This window comes from Roseovarius sp. MBR-79, from assembly GCF_053628555.1.
Window position 1 is genome coordinate 1 of sequence record NZ_JBRJGP010000019.1, and the last position, 13,780, is coordinate 13,780.

The window sequence follows — 13,780 nt, forward strand, 5'->3', positions numbered from 1 at the left end:
TAACCTTGTCCATGGATGGCTCCCTTTGTTGGCCGTTTCACAGCACCCAACATGGCACATTGCGATGCCGAAAGCGGGAGCCATCCACTTCATCAATGGCGTTCACCGGCTCACTGTCGGCGATGACCGATCGTTCTCCATCGTCCCCAGGCTTTCCGCGCCGTTTTGGGCGTGCTTTCAATGCATTCTGGCGCATCAACCGCTCGATCCGGTGACGGCCGCAGATCAGACCTTCTTCAAGGACGTCATGCCAGACACGGCGGGTGCCATAGGTCCGGTCGCTGGCCTTGAAACTCGTGTCGATGGCCGTGACGAGCTTCGCATCAAGGATCGCTCGGTCGCTGAGAGAGCGGTTCAGCCATGCATGGAAGCCCGAGCGTGAGACCTCCAGAACCTCGCACAGCCAGCTGACCGGCCAGATATGCCGGTGCTTCGCGATGAAGGCGAACCTCATGTCGCTTCCCTCGCGAAGAATGCCGCGGCTTTTTTTAGGATGTCACGCTCCGCCCTGAGCTTGGCGACCTCTTTCTTCAGAGCTGCGATCTCTGCCAGCTCGGCACGCTGCTGGCCATTGCCAGGGAACGCTGTGATCGGGGCTACTGCGGCCTCCCGCATCCACCGACGCAGCACGCTTTCGGCCAGATCCAGATCTCGGGCCGCCTGCGCCACCGCAACGCCCCGATCTGTCACCAGCTTTACAGCCTCAAACTTGAACTCCTCCGTGAACTTCCGTCTTACCATGTCCGATCTCCAGTTCCTTGGTCACGATCTTATCTTCGTGTCCACCAAACCGGCAGCAGGCCAGTTGAAGGAAATGTCCATTGGAAGCTCCTTCAGATCAGCTGCAAGCTGGCCAGCATCGCGCTGGCAGCGACCAGCTGGGTGGTCGGTAGCTCGATCTTCAGATGCGAGATCACGTCCGAGGCCTCGGCCTTGATGCCCTCGTCGCGCAGCGCAGCCTCGATCATCCGGGCCACCGCGTCCGGGTCCCTGCTGTTCAGGGGCGTGGGCACTGCGGCGTGGTCGATGCGGATGGGCGGATGCGCATCGCAAGCTGTCGTCGCGGGCCTCGGCCGAGCCGGGGCAATACCGCACCGCGCGCACGCCCTATCTGCGCGAGATCATGGATGCGCTGTCGCCGCGCCACCCGGCGCAGCGGATTTCGTTCATGAAGGCCGCACAGGTCGGTGCCACGGAGGCAGGCACAACTGGATCGGCTTTGTCATCCACCACGCACCGGGTCCGATGCTGGCGGTGCTGCCGACGGTGGAGATGGCCAAGCGGACGTCGCGCGGGCGGCTCGATCCGCTGATCGAGGACAGCCCGGCCCTGCGGGAGCGCGTGCAACCGGCCCGCTCGCGCGATGCGGGCAATTCGATGCTGTCCAAGGAATTCCCCGGCGGCATCCTGGTGCTGACCGGGGCGAACTCGGCCACCGGCCTGCGCTCGATGCCCGCACGCTACATCTTTCTCGACGAGGTCGACGCCTACACACCGAACTTCATGAGGGACTGAGATGGATCTGGAACGGATGCGCGCCCTGCTGGCCGCCCTGCAGGAAGCGCGTTACGCAGGCGTCCGCTCGGTCAGCTATGACGGCAAGACCATCACCTATGGCTCGGACGCGGAACTGGCGAATGCCATCGCCGATCTGGAAGGTCGGATTGCCACCGCCACCACCGGCACACCGCGTCGCCGTCGCTGGGGCACTGTCGCGACGAAGGGTCTGTGAGCCATGGCGTTCGAGGCTTTTCGCCAGCGGCTGGGGTCGATCATCGGAGGCTTCGATGCCGCACAGGCCCACCGCCGCCTGCGCGGGTTCCGCGCCAGCCGCGCCCATGTGAACACGCTGATCGCCGCCTCGGGCGACACGATCACCGCCCGCGCGCGCTGGCTGGTCCGGAACAACGGCTATGCGGCCAATGCGGTGGAGAGTTTTGCCAGCAATGTGGTCGGCGACGGCATCAAACCATCGTCAACCATCGCGGATGCCGCCAGGAAGGAAGAGTTGCAGGCGCTGTGGCTGGCCTGGACCGATGAGGCCGACGCCGAAGGGTTAACGGATTTCTACGGGCTGCAGCGCCGCGCCGCGCGCGAGGTGTTTCTGTCGGGCGAGGTCTTACTGCGCATCCGCCCGCGCCGGGCGGAAGACGGCCTCACCGTTCCCCTGTAATTGCAGATGCTGCCTGCGGAAATGCTGCCGCTCGACATGAACCGCAGCCTGCCCGGCGCCGGGCTGACCCGGCAGGGCATCGAGTTCGATGGTATCGGCCGCCGCGTCGCCTATCACTTCCTGCGCCGCCACCCGGGCGACATGACCGATCCGGGGCTCGCAGGGGAGACTGTCCGCGTGCCCGCTACGGATGTGATCCATGTGCTGGACCCGGTCGAGGCGGGCCAGTTGCGCGGCGTGTCGCGGTTTGCGGCCGCCATCGTCAAGCTGTTCACGCTGGACCTCTATGACGACGCCGAGCTGGAGCGAAAGAAGATCGCCGCGATGTTCGCGATGTTCATCACCTCGCCCGCGCCGGAAACGCCGCTGGAACCGACCGAGGAGGATCTGGAGGTGGAACCGGGACAGGTGGTGCGGCTCGATCCCGGCGAGGATGTCTCGACCCCGGCCACACCAGACTCCGGCGGCACCTATGAGCCGTTTCAGTACCGCACCCTGCTGCAGATCGCGGCAGCGCTGGGCATTCCTTACGGCTATCTGACCGGCGACACCGCCAAGGGCAACTTCTCGAACACCCGCATCTCGCTGATCGAATTCCGCCGCCGGATATCGGCCTGACAGCATGGCGTGCTGGTCTATCAGCTCTGCCGCGCGGTCTGGGTGCGCTGGATGGACACCGCCGTGCTGTCGGGCGCGCTGGACCTGCAGGGTTATGACAGCCAGCGCCGCCACTATCAGGCCTGCGCCTGGCTTCCCACGAAATGGGACTGGATCGACCCGATGAAGGACGCCTCGGCCGAGATCCTGCAGATCGAGGCAGAGCTGAAATCGCGCACGCAGGCGCTGGCGGAGCGCGGCTATGACGCCGAACAGGTGGACCGGGAAATCGCCGCTGAACGCAACCGCGAACTGGCTCTGGGCCTCGACTTCCGCCGTCCGGGGTCGCCTGCACAGGGGCCGGGCGAAAGCGGCAAGACGGATGAAGAACCCAACGCAGAAAAGGACGGCGCGGCCGACGACACCGGCGACGAGAAACCCGACTCAAAGGAGGGTGCATGATGCGATCAGGTGGGCAAAAGATCGACGCCGGGCAGGCACGCGGCCTTGCGATCAAATGTCACCAGCTTCGCGGCCCCGGCGCGACGCGCGGCTGCGGCAATCATCAGGTCGGAGAAACCGAACCCGTCATCGCGATATCGAAACACCGCCGAGCCGACATCATCCGCCGCCTCGACCTCGATCTCGATCGCCGCCAGCAAGCCTTCCAGCGCGGCAGAGACCTCGGCGCGCGAAAATCGATAGGCGCGCTCCAGCACCCAGACCAGTTCGACCATCACTTCGCGGCTGATGAACCCCGGCGCTGCAGGAGTGAGGCCGCGCATGAAGGCGCTGGCCGCCGCCGCCTGCTCCGGGTCATCCTGGGTCAGAAAGCGGACCAGCACATTGGTGTCGATGGCGATCATTTGGCGGGGCGCATCCCATCCGCTGCCCCGGCTGCGATGGCCTCATCCATCTCGTCAAGGCTGACAGGCCCCGCATTTGTCTGCGCATCAGGCCGCGCGAGGACGCCTTCAAGCTCTGCCACGGGCCGGGCTTTCAGCAGCCTGACCTCGCCGTTCATCACGACATAGCGCACCTTGTCACCGCTCTTGAGACCAAGCGCCGCCCGCACATCGCGCGGCAGGGTCGTCTGGCCTTTGATGGTCACCGTCGATTCCTGCATCACCGCGATTCCTTACTTATTGGCGTATCTCCTTACTATATCGGCACATCCCCCGGAAAATCAAGATGAGACCCTCTGTCACCGCAAGACAGGGCGGTCAGGACCCTGAACATGCACCACGCCCAGATCGCCCAACGCGCCTTCAACACCCCGCTTATGGTGGATCCGGCCAAGGCGCTGGCCTTCCTGTCGGGGTTGGGGCCTCGGATCACCGGGCAGGAAATCACCCTCCAAGGGCTGGAGGTCGACGCTTCGGATCAAGCAGCGGCGGCCCTGCCCGCCCGCGCCTCGCTCTTCGGCAATGATCTTGCCCAGCGTCACCAGCGGAATGGCACCCAGCCCTTTGCGATGGTGGACGGTATTGCGGTGATCGAAATTGCCGGAACGCTGGTGCATCGCGGGGCGTGGATCGGGCAGTCCTCTGGCCTGACCTCTTATGAGGGGATCGCAGCCCAATTGCAGGCAGCGCTGGCCGATCCCGGCGTGCGCGGCATTGCGCTCGACATCGACAGCTTTGGTGGCGAGGTGGCCGGGGCCTTTGATCTGGCCGACCGCATCCGGGCGGCGCGGACGCAGAAACCCGTCCAGGCCTTTGTCGCCGAACATGCCCTTTCCGCTGGTTATGTTCTGGCCTCCCAGACCGACAGGATCATCCTGCCCCGCACGGGGGCTGTCGGCAGCATCGGCGTGGTGGCCCTGCACACCGATATGAGCGGGGCGCTGGATCAGAAGGGCCTCAGTGTCACGTTGATCCACGCGGGCGTGCACAAGATCGATGCCAATCCGTACCAGCCGCTGCCGGAAGCCGTGCACGACCAGATGCAGCGCGAGCTCGAGGTGGTGCGCTTCCTTTTCGCGGAAACCGTCGCCGCCGGGCGCGGGGATCGGCTGAGCCACGCGGCGGCGCTGGCCACGGAAGCCGCCGTGTTCCGCGGGGCTGACGCCATCGCTGCCGGTCTGGCCGATGATCTTGCCGATCCCGTCACCGCTTTCCACGCTTTCGCCGCCGCCCCGCGCGGCACCATTCCCTCCAGCAGAAAGGGTCTACAGATGACCACCACGTCCACTGACGCGCCCTCCGACACGCCGAACCCGGCTCATATTTCCGCCGCTCTCGCCGCGACAGCAACCGTCGCTGCAGCTCCAGAGATTCCGGCAGCGGTGGGTGATGCTGCGCCCACCACAATGACCGCCGACGCCATTCGCGCCGAGGCCGCCGAGGTGGCGCAGGTCTGCGCGCAGGCGGCGCGCCTTTCTGACCGATGGCCGCGTCGAGATCGACTCCAACAGGGTCGAAAACCTGATCCGCCCGATTGCCCTCAATCGCAAGAATGCGCTCTTCGCCGGTCACGACGAAGGCGGCATCGCCTGGGCATGACGGCGCACTTTCTGAATTGTGACTTCTGCAAGGGATGCAGTTGTGCTAAAGGTAATACTGATGAATACCCATCCGGAGTCACCCGCATGAACGCCGTCCGCCCCATCGCCGTAAAGCTCGATCAGGATACCCGCGACCGCCTCAAGCGGTTGGCGGATGCCAAGGACCGCTCCACGCATTGGATGCTGCGCGAGGCGGTAGCGCAGTTCGTCGAGCGCGAAGAGAAACGCGAGGCGTTTCGCCAGGCCGGGTTGCAGGCATGGGAGGAGTTTCAAGCGACGGGCAAGCACATCACACATGACGAAGCTGATGCCTGGCTTGCCAGGCTGGAAGCAGGCGAAGAGGCGGCAGCACCTGAATGTCACGACTGATCTGGTCGCCCGCCGCGCTGCGGGATGTCGAACGACTTTACCGTTTCCTTTCAGACAAGAACCCCGATGCCGCCCGCCGCGCGGCCAAATCCATCCGCGAGGGCATGAACATCCTGCGTGATCAACCGGGCGCCGGGCGGCCAGTCGAGGATATGGAACCGGAATTCCGCGAGTGGTTCATCACCTTCGGCGACAGCGGATATGTGTCGCTTTATCGGTTTGATGGTGAAACGGCGGTGGTCTTGGCCGTGCGCCATCAGCGCGAGGCTGGCTACTGACCGTACTGTGACCGTTAGCCTCCGAAGCCAAGTTTCTGCAACGTAGCCCGGTCAGGGGCGCCCGTCGCGGGAATGCCGATAGACGTCTGGAAGGCTCTCATTGCCTCCTTGGAGCCTGAACCCCATTGCCCATCTGGCGTGCCAGCATTGAAGCCTCCTCCGTTCAAGAGGGTCTGGATGGCACGATAATCGTCCTAGGTCAGGGATAGCGTTGTCCAACCACAAGCCCCGGCAACGTCTTCGAAGGCCTCCTCGCTTCCAGCCAGTTCAAAGGTTGCATCGTAAGCGGTCGCTAGGGACCACGGTCGGGTCAGCTTGACGGCGTGAAGTTCCACGGCAGCAGGTCGTCGAGGCGGCTTTGGGGGTGGCCGTTGGCGATGGCTGTCAGGGTGGTCTTGAGATAGGCGAAGGGTTCGACGCCATTGACCTTGCAGGTTTCGATCAGCGAGGCGATCCCGCGAACAACCCGGTGTCATCGCTCTCAGGCGACCGGATGGTGCATATCCCCGATTGCGCCGCCTGGACCTGGGACGCGCGGCCCTATCCGTTCTTCCCCGAACTCACCGACGTCTGGACCGATGGCGCGAACTGACGGCGCGGGCACTGGCTGACCGGGCGGCTCGGCGCGGTGTCGCTCGCCGCCCTCGTCCGCCACCTCAGCCTGCGCGCCGGTCTGCCGGAGGCCATGATCGACGTCTCCGGCCTCTGGGGCGCGGTCGAGGGCTACGTCATCACCGCGCTCGAGTCCCCCCGCGCCTCGATCGGCCCGCTCGCGCGGCATTTCGGGTTTGATGCCGTCGAGACCGAGGGTGTGATCCGCTTCATGATGCGCGGTCGGGCGGCGGTCACCACCGTCACGCCGGACGATCTGGTCGCTCTGAGCGCAGGCAGCGGGGCCCGCGACGGCGACGTGCTGGAACTGACCCGGGGCCAAGAGACCGAATTGCCGCAGGCCCTGAAGTGGCAGGTCGCCCGCGCGGACGAGGATTACGACGCCGCCGTCGTCGAGGCGCGGCGCATCACCGTGGACACCACGCGCGTCGCCTCCGAGACCTTCCCGATGGCGGTGCCGCCCGAGGAAGCCGAGCGCCGCGCCCGCCGGGCGCTGATGGAGGCATGGGTGGGGCGCGAGGGTGCCGCGTTTCGCCTGCCGCCCTCGCGCCTCGCGCTCGACCCGGCCGATGTGCTGGCGCTCGAGCATGACGGCCGGTCGGTCCCGCTGCGCCTCGTCGCGATCGCCGACGCCGAGGCGCGCGGCATCGAGGCGGTGTGCCAGGACCGCGAGGCCTACGATCTGCCGCCCGGGCAGGCCCGGACCTCGGCGCTTTCGAAGGCCATCGTGTTCGGCCCGCCCGTGGCGGTGCTCATGGACCTGCCGCAGATCAACGAGGACCAGCCCGCACATCGACCGATGATCGCCGCGCACGCCGCACCATGGCCGGGCGAGATGGCGGTGTTCCGCAGCCCCGCGACCGACGGCTTCGATCTGCTCACGACCTTCGGCGGCCGCGCTCGGATCGGGGCGCTGGTGTCGGACTTCTACGAAGGCCCCACGTCGCGCTTCGATCTTGGCAATGCGCTGGTCGTCGATCTGCTGACCGGCACGCTGGAAAGCGTCACGGATCTGACCCTGTTCGGAGGTGCCAACGCGCTGGCCATCGAGAGCGCGCCCGGCGTCTGGGAGATCGTCCAGGCGGGCGCGGCGGAACTGCTGGCGCCCGGCCGGTACCGGCTGACGCGCTTGTTGCGCGGCCAGCGCGGCACGGAAGAGGCGATGGGCAACCCGGCCCCCGCGGGCGCGCGGATCGTCGTGCTGGACAACACGCTCGCCTCGCTGCCGATTGCCGAGGCCGATCTCGGGCTGCCGTGGAACTGGCGCATCGGCCCCGCCAGCCGACCGGTGAGCGACGAGACCTATGTTGCGCAAGCTTTCACGCCCGAGAGCGTCGGGCTGCAGCCATTCTCGGTCGTCCATGTCGAACAGCCGTGGCGCAGGCCGCGCACCCCCGGCGATCTGACCATCCGCTGGACGCGCCGATCCCGCGCACTTTCAGCCGACAGCTGGGGCGCGGTCGAAGTGCCGATGGCGGAGGAACTGGAAGCCTATGAGGTCGAGATCCTCGATGGCGCGGTCGTGAAACGAACCCTGTCTACGGCCATCACCAGCGCGGTCTACACGGCGGCCCAGCAAACGTCCGACTGGGGCGCGCCACTCGGCCCCGGCGACACGCTCGACATTCGCATCTTCCAGCTTTCCGCCCGCGTCGGGCGGGGCGCGCCCAAGACCGTCACGCTGAGTTTCTGAAGGATAGATCATGGCCGATGCCACCACGAACCTGCTCTTGCCGTTCATCCTGGCGGCGCAGGCCCAGAAGCACGTCACCCACAATGAGGCGCTGCGGCTGCTCGACGGGCTCGTCCAGCTCTCCGTCCGCGACCGCGACCTGACCGCCCCGCCCGGCAGCCCCGCCGACGGCGACCGCTACATCGTCGGCTCCGGTGCGACCGGCGACTGGGCGGGGTGGGATCTGAACGTTGCGCTCTGGACCGATGGCGCCTGGCTGCGCCTGCCGCCGCGGACTGGCTGGCGCGCGTGGGTCGAGGACGAGAAGGTGCTGCTGGTCTATGATGGCGCAGGCTGGGTCGGGACCACGCCGGACACATTGCAGAACATGGCGCTGCTGGGGCTGGGCACGACGGCGGATGCGTCGAACCCGTTCTCGGCCAAGCTGAACGCGGCGCTCTGGACCGCCAGGACCGTGGCCGAGGGCGGCTCCGGCGATCTCTTCTACACCATGAACAAGGAGGCGGCAGGCGACGATCTCGGGCTGACCCTGCAGACCGGGTTTTCCACCCGCGCGCTGCTTGGCCTTTTCGGCTCCGACCGCTTTCGCCTTGCGGTTTCCGCCGACGGCAGCACCTTCTTCGACGGGCTGAGCGTCGACAACACAACGGGCATCGTGGACCAGCCCCGGCTGCCCCGCTTCAAGGCGTACACGAACTTCGACAACTATGTCGGCGTCGATACCTGGACGAAGATCGCCATCAACAACACCGACACCAACGACCAAGGCGCTTTCGACGCCGCGAACAACCATTTCGTAGCACCCGTGGACGGCACCTACCTCTTCGGCGCGATGCTGCTCTACAAGATCAACGCCAGCACTTCGGCCCGGATGCGCGGACGGCTGGTGCTGAACGGGGCCACCGAGATCCGAGGCTCCTTTGGCGAGATCAGCGGCGGCCACATCTTCCTCGCCACCGCGATCTGGCTGCAAACCATGGTGCCGCTGACGGCGGGCGATACCGTCGAATTGCAGGGGTATTTCCGTGCGCAGGACGGGTTTTTCGCGGCCGATCACACCTCCTTCTGGGGGGCGAAGATTGGATGAGTTGCACAAACAGGAAACCGCCCGGCGACAGGAATCAAAGGCGGTGCAGGCCTCTGCCCGCGCAAGATTATCAAGGAAATCAACATGAACGAACGCACGACCATCCTGCAAGAGGTCACTCAGACCCTGCGCGACAACGGGCTGAGCGCCGCCATCACCGCGCTGATCGGCGGCACGCTTGCCCTGCTGGCTGCGGTGACGCGCCGGGCCTTCACCAATGACGCCATGCTGGCCCGGTTTGAGCGGGAACTTGACCAGGAGCGCGACCGCGTCGACCGCCAGCGCGCCGAGGACCGCAAGGGCGATGCCGACCGGCTGGAACGGATCGAAACCGACATCCGCGCCATGCGGGATCTGATGTTCGAGGCGTTTCAGCGCGACCGCACCGACTGACGATCACCACACCAAACCTGCCCCCGACCCGCCCTGACCCGGCGGGTTTTGCATTTCCGGAGGATCCCAAATGCCGACCACCACCTATGCCCATTTCCGCGACGTGCCCGACAGCACCTGGCGCTGGCCCAGCTTTTCCCCCGCCGAGATCGCCAGCCGCGGTGACGGCACGATCAGGATCAACACGCAGGCCATGGACGCGCTGCAGAACCTGCGCAACCGCCTCGGCAAGCCGCTGATCGTGCTCTCCGGCTATCGCAGCCCCGCGCATAACAAGGCGGTCGGCGGCGCGCGTCAGTCCAAACACATGGAAGGCACCGCCTTTGATATCGCCATGTCAAACCACGATCCGGTGGCATTCGAGGCAGCCGCACGGGCGGCGGGCTTCCTCGGCTTCGGTTATTACCCGCGATCAAACTTCATGCATATCGACCTCGGGTCCGAGCGCAGCTGGGGCGAGCCTTTCCCACCGCGCGCCACGCCCTTCGTGCCGGAGGTCGCCCCCGCCCGCGAAGTGCTGGCCGACAGTCGCACCCTAAAGGGCAGTGGCGCGGCAGGGGTGGCCACGGTCGGCGCGGCCGGAATCGAGGTGGCACAGGACGTCCTCGCGGAAACCCAATCCGCCCTCCTGCCGCTGGTGCCTTATCTCGACACCCTGCGTTGGGTGTTCATTGCTCTCGCCCTGCTCGGCATCGCGGTCGCCATCCATGCCCGCGTCGACGACTGGAAGAAGGGTCAGCGGTGATGATCTGGATTATCGCCCTCCTCGCCCGCAGCCCGGCGCGCAAAGCGCTGGGCCTGCTGCTGGCAGCAATCACCATCGCCCTGTTCCTCCTGAACCTCCGCCGCGCCGGGGAACGCGCCGGGCGGCTGGCGGAACGTCTTTCAACATCGGAGAAAACCCATGATATCCAACGCCAGATGCTGGAGGCCGCCAGCCGCCGTCCTCGTGACCCTGATGCTCTGGCTCAGCGCCTGCGCGACGGGCGGTTCTGACGGGCCGCAACAGGTCTGCCCGCCAGTCGTCGCATACAGTCGCGTCGATCAGGCCCGCGCCGCCACCGAGGTCGAGGCGCTCCCCGAGGGCGCGATGATCGCCCGCATGCTCAGCGATTACGCCGTCCTGCGCGATCAGGCGCGGGCGTGCGGGTGAAGACCGGGCCGGGCATGTATCACGCGGGAAGAGCCAGAGGCATCAATGCAGCCGATCCGGTCGCTCCATGACACGGGTTTCCAGCATCTGCTGGCGCGCCTTGCGGCATGACTGGATGATTGTATTGATTTCGACCTCGGAAATACGGGTCAATTCCCGCAGGTGCTTGGCGGTCTGTTCCAGGCTCGATACGTCGGCGGGTCCCGGAGGGGTGGTCGCAAGATCCTCGGTCGCCGCAAACAAGGCGCGCAATTCGCCCAGGATACCGACAGCCTTGTGCGCGCTTTCGGGAAAATCCATCTCTTCCTGCCCCGCGAACAGCCCGTCGAGAAACCCCTCGATTTCCTCGCGGCGCACCTTCGCAAGCCGGGCCAGATATTCATAGCTGGCCGGAGCCGTCTTTACCCGTGCAAGCTTGAAGGGATCATTGCGCTTCTGGTGCGCGCCCAGCCCATTCCACATGCCCTGCAGGAGCGCGCCGAAGAATGCCTCCGCCTCTTTTTGATCTTCAAATTCCGGCAGTTCATCGTTCCAGATCCGCTTAATTTCCTGCATGGGCGATGCTTGCATATCCGGCGTCGCAATATTGCCCATGAAGCGGGACCGAAGCTGATGATATCCGATCGGGCACGCATGGCGTTTCAGGAGCGCGCGCATTGCCCCGTCATCTACCGATTGTTTCTTGTCACGCGCCGCCATCGTTTTCCCCCGTCATCGCCTTCGATCCCTGCAGTCTAATCGGCATTTCACGCAAGTGCCACAGGGGCTTGCGCCGCGATGATCGTCCGCATGCTCAGCGATTACGCCGTCCAGCGCGATCAGACGCGTGCGTGCGGGTGGCCTCTGCCCCGCTACCGGCTGCGCGCGCGGCTGCGCATGACCCAATCCGCGCCGCCATAGGTGACCGCATAAACAAGCACTTCGGCTGCATAATCGTCAACCACGAAGGCAATGACGGCTTTCCTTCCTGCCGGGATAGCACGCAAGCCAGGGGCGATTTCATCGCGGAGGCTACCTTTGTGCGGTGTGGCCTTCAACGTGGCGATGGCCGCCTCGATCTCGGCCAGCTTGCGGGCGGCCGCTTCGTGACCGGCATAGTCGAGAACCCAATGCGCGACGGCATCAAGATCACGCGCGACAAGAGGGTGGAAACGAATGCGGTAGTTCACGCGCCGTGGGCCGCCCCGATAGTACGGCGGGCGGCGGCAAAGGCGTCGTCCTGGTCGATGAACTCTTCGCGCGGCGTTTCCATGCGCGCGCGGATTTCCTGCGCGAGGGCCGCAAGGGCCACGTCGCGTTCCTGCTCATCCTGCATCATCTGTTCCAGCGCGGCCGCGACTGCGGCGCTCTGGGTCGCGAACACGCCCTGTCCCACCTTCTCAGAGAGGAACCGGTGGTGGCGATCCGTGAAGCTGAGGGTGGTTTTGACGGTCATCCGCGCCTCCATGGTATGACTGAGTCATATAATGGATCGAGGCGATGGTTTCAACCGTGGCGGACGCAACGCCGTTGCCCAAGACCCCCAAGCGCAAAAAGCCACTGGGTTTTCAGGGGGACGTGCGAAACGTTGACTTGGCGTTGACCCGTTTTTGCGCGGGCCGTACACAAGTTTTTTTGTCGGGTTATAACTGTTTGGAAAGGTTAAGGAATTTTGTTGCGGGAGGCCACTACCGCCGTAGCCTACCTGATTTGAGGTGTGTTGTTTGACTGGCATCCACATGTCTGCGCAGGATCAGATATTTCCGTGATGTTCCTGTTGAAAACCGCGAGATTCACGTTTGGTCTAAGATGTAAATGACCGCTCAATATGCTCTTGACCCGTAGGAATGGCGTCGTCGACCTTACGCTGGTTTCGGCACGCAAGAGCGCCGAGATAGGAGGCTTCCATCCGGTTGTTGATCGTGTCCCATTGAATGGTGTAGCTGGCCTCGAAGATCACCATGACATCCGGCGCGGGCCTGCCTGATCAGCGCGCCACGACAGGCAGGCGAACGATAGTATCATCGCTCAAAGGCGCCATGGTTTCCAGTGTCATGTATCGCCCCCGCTGGACCGCCCATTCATCGTTTTGTTCGAGGAGCAGCGCGCCGACCAGGCGGATGATGGCATCGTCGTTTGGAAAGATGCCGACGACGTCGGTGCGGCGCTTTATCTCGCCGTTCAGACGTTCGATCGGGTTCGTGGAGTGCAGCTTGGCGCGATGCTCCTTCGGAAAGGTCATGTAGGCCAGAACGTCGTGCTCGGCGTCATCCATGATGTTCGCCGGCTTTGGCACCTTGGGGCGGATCTGATCGGCGACTGCACGCCACTGAGTGCTTGCTGCTTCTGCGGTGTCCTGCGCGAAGGCAGTGGCGATGAAGGCCGAGACAACACGCCTGCCGCTCTTGCCCGCATGGGCCAGAACGTTTCGCTGGCAATGAACACGGCAGCGCTGCCATGTGGCGCACAGCACCTTTGTCACGGCTGCCTTGATGCCTTCATGAGCATCCGAGATCACGAGCTTCACGCCCCGCAGGCCGCGACAGGTCAGCTTACGCAGAAACTCCGTCCAGGTCGGTTCTGCCTCGGAAGTCCCTATTTCCATGCCCAGAACCTCGCGGCGACCACGCTGTGCCACATCTTCGCCGACGGCGGCTATGCCTGCCCCAAACTGGGCGATGCCCTGAAGGCCATCGGGCGCTGGACCGTCCAGAACGTCAAACGCTCCGACACCGCAGATGGCTTCGAAGTCTTGCCCCGCCGATGGGTGGTCGAGCGCACCCTTACCTAGCTGGGGCTATGCCGCCGCCTGTCAAAGGACTGGGAAAAATCCATAGCCAGCGCAGAGGCTTGGGTGCTCGTCGCCCACATGCGACGGGTCACGCGTCATCTTGCAACGATATGAACATGCTCGCTTAGTTTTGAATCAGACTCTTAGAA

15 protein-coding genes and 9 pseudogenes are annotated in these 13,780 nt (G+C 64.9%); 14 read left to right on the plus strand and 10 right to left on the minus strand.

Annotation, left to right across the window (positions count from 1 at the left end):
• Positions 1–118: 118 nt before the first annotated feature.
• Both ACSSV8_RS16340 and ACSSV8_RS16345 read right to left on the minus strand, forming a co-directional pair.
• Positions 119–741, minus strand: a pseudogene (locus ACSSV8_RS16340) (transposase); the annotation flags it as partial.
• A gap of 92 nt (positions 742–833) precedes the next feature.
• Positions 834–977 (minus strand): hypothetical protein, encoded by a 144-nt coding sequence (locus tag ACSSV8_RS16345; protein ID WP_454283157.1) that lies wholly within the window; start codon positions 975–977, stop codon positions 834–836.
• Positions 978–1,123: 146 nt separating this feature from the next.
• On the opposite strand from ACSSV8_RS16345, the pseudogene ACSSV8_RS16350 reads away from it, so the two are divergent.
• The 3 genes and pseudogenes from ACSSV8_RS16350 (at position 1,124) to ACSSV8_RS16360 (ending at position 3,232) form a co-directional block, all read left to right on the plus strand.
• Positions 1,124–1,515 (plus strand): annotated as a pseudogene (locus ACSSV8_RS16350) (phage terminase large subunit family protein).
• A 1-nt stretch (position 1,516) separates the two neighbouring features.
• A complete protein-coding gene (locus ACSSV8_RS16355; RefSeq protein WP_454283158.1) occupies positions 1,517–1,732 on the plus strand; it encodes a phage head-tail joining protein in 216 nt (71 codons plus the stop codon).
• A gap of 3 nt (positions 1,733–1,735) precedes the next feature.
• Positions 1,736–3,232 (plus strand): annotated as a pseudogene (locus ACSSV8_RS16360) (phage portal protein).
• Positions 3,233–3,237: 5 nt separating this feature from the next.
• Here ACSSV8_RS16360 and ACSSV8_RS16365 read toward each other — a convergent pair.
• Both ACSSV8_RS16365 and ACSSV8_RS16370 read right to left on the minus strand, forming a co-directional pair.
• Positions 3,238–3,636, minus strand: a complete 399-nt coding sequence (locus tag ACSSV8_RS16365) for a PIN domain-containing protein (protein WP_354540697.1) — start codon at positions 3,634–3,636, stop codon at positions 3,238–3,240.
• On the minus strand, positions 3,633–3,896 hold the full coding sequence (locus ACSSV8_RS16370; protein ID WP_354540698.1) for an AbrB/MazE/SpoVT family DNA-binding domain-containing protein: 264 nt from the start codon (positions 3,894–3,896) through the stop codon (positions 3,633–3,635). Before ACSSV8_RS16370 ends, ACSSV8_RS16365 begins: the two co-directional genes overlap by 4 nt.
• Positions 3,897–4,244: 348 nt before the next feature.
• Between ACSSV8_RS16370 and ACSSV8_RS16375 the strand changes: the two are divergent.
• The 4 genes and pseudogenes from ACSSV8_RS16375 to ACSSV8_RS16390 form a co-directional block, all read left to right on the plus strand.
• Positions 4,245–4,862, plus strand: a pseudogene (locus ACSSV8_RS16375) (S49 family peptidase); the annotation flags it as partial.
• Between the two features lie 286 nt (positions 4,863–5,148).
• Positions 5,149–5,271, plus strand: a pseudogene (locus tag ACSSV8_RS16380) (IS66 family transposase); the annotation flags it as partial.
• Positions 5,272–5,360: 89 nt separating this feature from the next.
• A complete protein-coding gene (locus tag ACSSV8_RS16385; RefSeq protein WP_354540710.1) occupies positions 5,361–5,645 on the plus strand; it encodes a CopG family ribbon-helix-helix protein in 285 nt (94 codons plus the stop codon).
• Positions 5,633–5,923 (plus strand): type II toxin-antitoxin system RelE/ParE family toxin, encoded by a 291-nt coding sequence (locus ACSSV8_RS16390; RefSeq protein WP_454283159.1) that lies wholly within the window; start codon positions 5,633–5,635, stop codon positions 5,921–5,923. The genes ACSSV8_RS16385 and ACSSV8_RS16390 overlap by 13 nt, the downstream gene beginning before the upstream one ends.
• Positions 5,924–5,937: 14 nt before the next feature.
• Here the strand turns inward: ACSSV8_RS16390 and ACSSV8_RS16395 are convergent, their stop codons facing one another.
• Together ACSSV8_RS16395 and ACSSV8_RS16400 are read right to left on the minus strand one after the other, a co-directional pair.
• A complete protein-coding gene (locus tag ACSSV8_RS16395) occupies positions 5,938–6,102 on the minus strand; it encodes a peptidoglycan-binding domain-containing protein (RefSeq protein ID WP_354540711.1) in 165 nt (54 codons plus the stop codon).
• A 131-nt stretch (positions 6,103–6,233) separates the two neighbouring features.
• Positions 6,234–6,377: pseudogene (locus ACSSV8_RS16400) on the minus strand (transposase domain-containing protein); the annotation flags it as partial.
• Here ACSSV8_RS16400 and ACSSV8_RS16405 point away from each other — a divergent pair.
• From ACSSV8_RS16405 to ACSSV8_RS16430, 6 genes and pseudogenes are all read left to right on the plus strand, one after another.
• Positions 6,372–8,228, plus strand: a pseudogene (locus ACSSV8_RS16405) (phage tail protein); the annotation flags it as partial. The pseudogenes ACSSV8_RS16400 and ACSSV8_RS16405 sit on opposite strands and share 6 nt — an antisense overlap.
• Positions 8,229–8,238: 10 nt before the next feature.
• On the plus strand, positions 8,239–9,315 hold the full coding sequence (locus tag ACSSV8_RS16410; protein WP_454283160.1) for a DUF2793 domain-containing protein: 1,077 nt from the start codon (positions 8,239–8,241) through the stop codon (positions 9,313–9,315).
• Positions 9,316–9,399: 84 nt separating this feature from the next.
• Positions 9,400–9,708 (plus strand): hypothetical protein, encoded by a 309-nt coding sequence (locus ACSSV8_RS16415; RefSeq protein WP_454283161.1) that lies wholly within the window; start codon positions 9,400–9,402, stop codon positions 9,706–9,708.
• A 70-nt stretch (positions 9,709–9,778) separates the two neighbouring features.
• Positions 9,779–10,453, plus strand: a complete 675-nt coding sequence (locus tag ACSSV8_RS16420) for a YcbK family protein (RefSeq protein ID WP_454283162.1) — start codon at positions 9,779–9,781, stop codon at positions 10,451–10,453.
• On the plus strand, positions 10,453–10,704 hold the full coding sequence (locus ACSSV8_RS16425; RefSeq protein WP_454283163.1) for a hypothetical protein: 252 nt from the start codon (positions 10,453–10,455) through the stop codon (positions 10,702–10,704). Before ACSSV8_RS16420 ends, ACSSV8_RS16425 begins: the two co-directional genes overlap by 1 nt.
• Entirely contained in the window at positions 10,667–10,861 is a 195-nt protein-coding gene (locus tag ACSSV8_RS16430; protein WP_454283164.1) for a hypothetical protein, read from the plus strand. Before ACSSV8_RS16425 ends, ACSSV8_RS16430 begins: the two co-directional genes overlap by 38 nt.
• 42 nt (positions 10,862–10,903) lie before the next feature.
• On the opposite strand, the gene ACSSV8_RS16435 is transcribed toward ACSSV8_RS16430, so the two are convergent.
• The 4 genes and pseudogenes from ACSSV8_RS16435 to ACSSV8_RS16450 all read right to left on the minus strand — a co-directional run.
• Positions 10,904–11,560, minus strand: a complete 657-nt coding sequence (locus ACSSV8_RS16435; protein WP_454283165.1) for a hypothetical protein — start codon at positions 11,558–11,560, stop codon at positions 10,904–10,906.
• A gap of 152 nt (positions 11,561–11,712) precedes the next feature.
• Positions 11,713–12,030 (minus strand): type II toxin-antitoxin system RelE/ParE family toxin, encoded by a 318-nt coding sequence (locus tag ACSSV8_RS16440; RefSeq protein ID WP_454283166.1) that lies wholly within the window; start codon positions 12,028–12,030, stop codon positions 11,713–11,715.
• Complete coding sequence (locus ACSSV8_RS16445; RefSeq protein ID WP_454283167.1) at positions 12,027–12,296, minus strand: hypothetical protein; 270 nt, start codon at positions 12,294–12,296, stop codon at positions 12,027–12,029. Before ACSSV8_RS16445 ends, ACSSV8_RS16440 begins: the two co-directional genes overlap by 4 nt.
• Positions 12,297–12,827: 531 nt before the next feature.
• Positions 12,828–13,505 (minus strand): annotated as a pseudogene (locus ACSSV8_RS16450) (IS256 family transposase); the annotation flags it as partial.
• Between ACSSV8_RS16450 and ACSSV8_RS16455 the strand changes: the two are divergent.
• Positions 13,470–13,745, plus strand: a pseudogene (locus tag ACSSV8_RS16455) (transposase); the annotation flags it as partial. The pseudogenes ACSSV8_RS16450 and ACSSV8_RS16455 overlap by 36 nt on opposite strands.
• Positions 13,746–13,780: the final 35 nt, after the last annotated feature.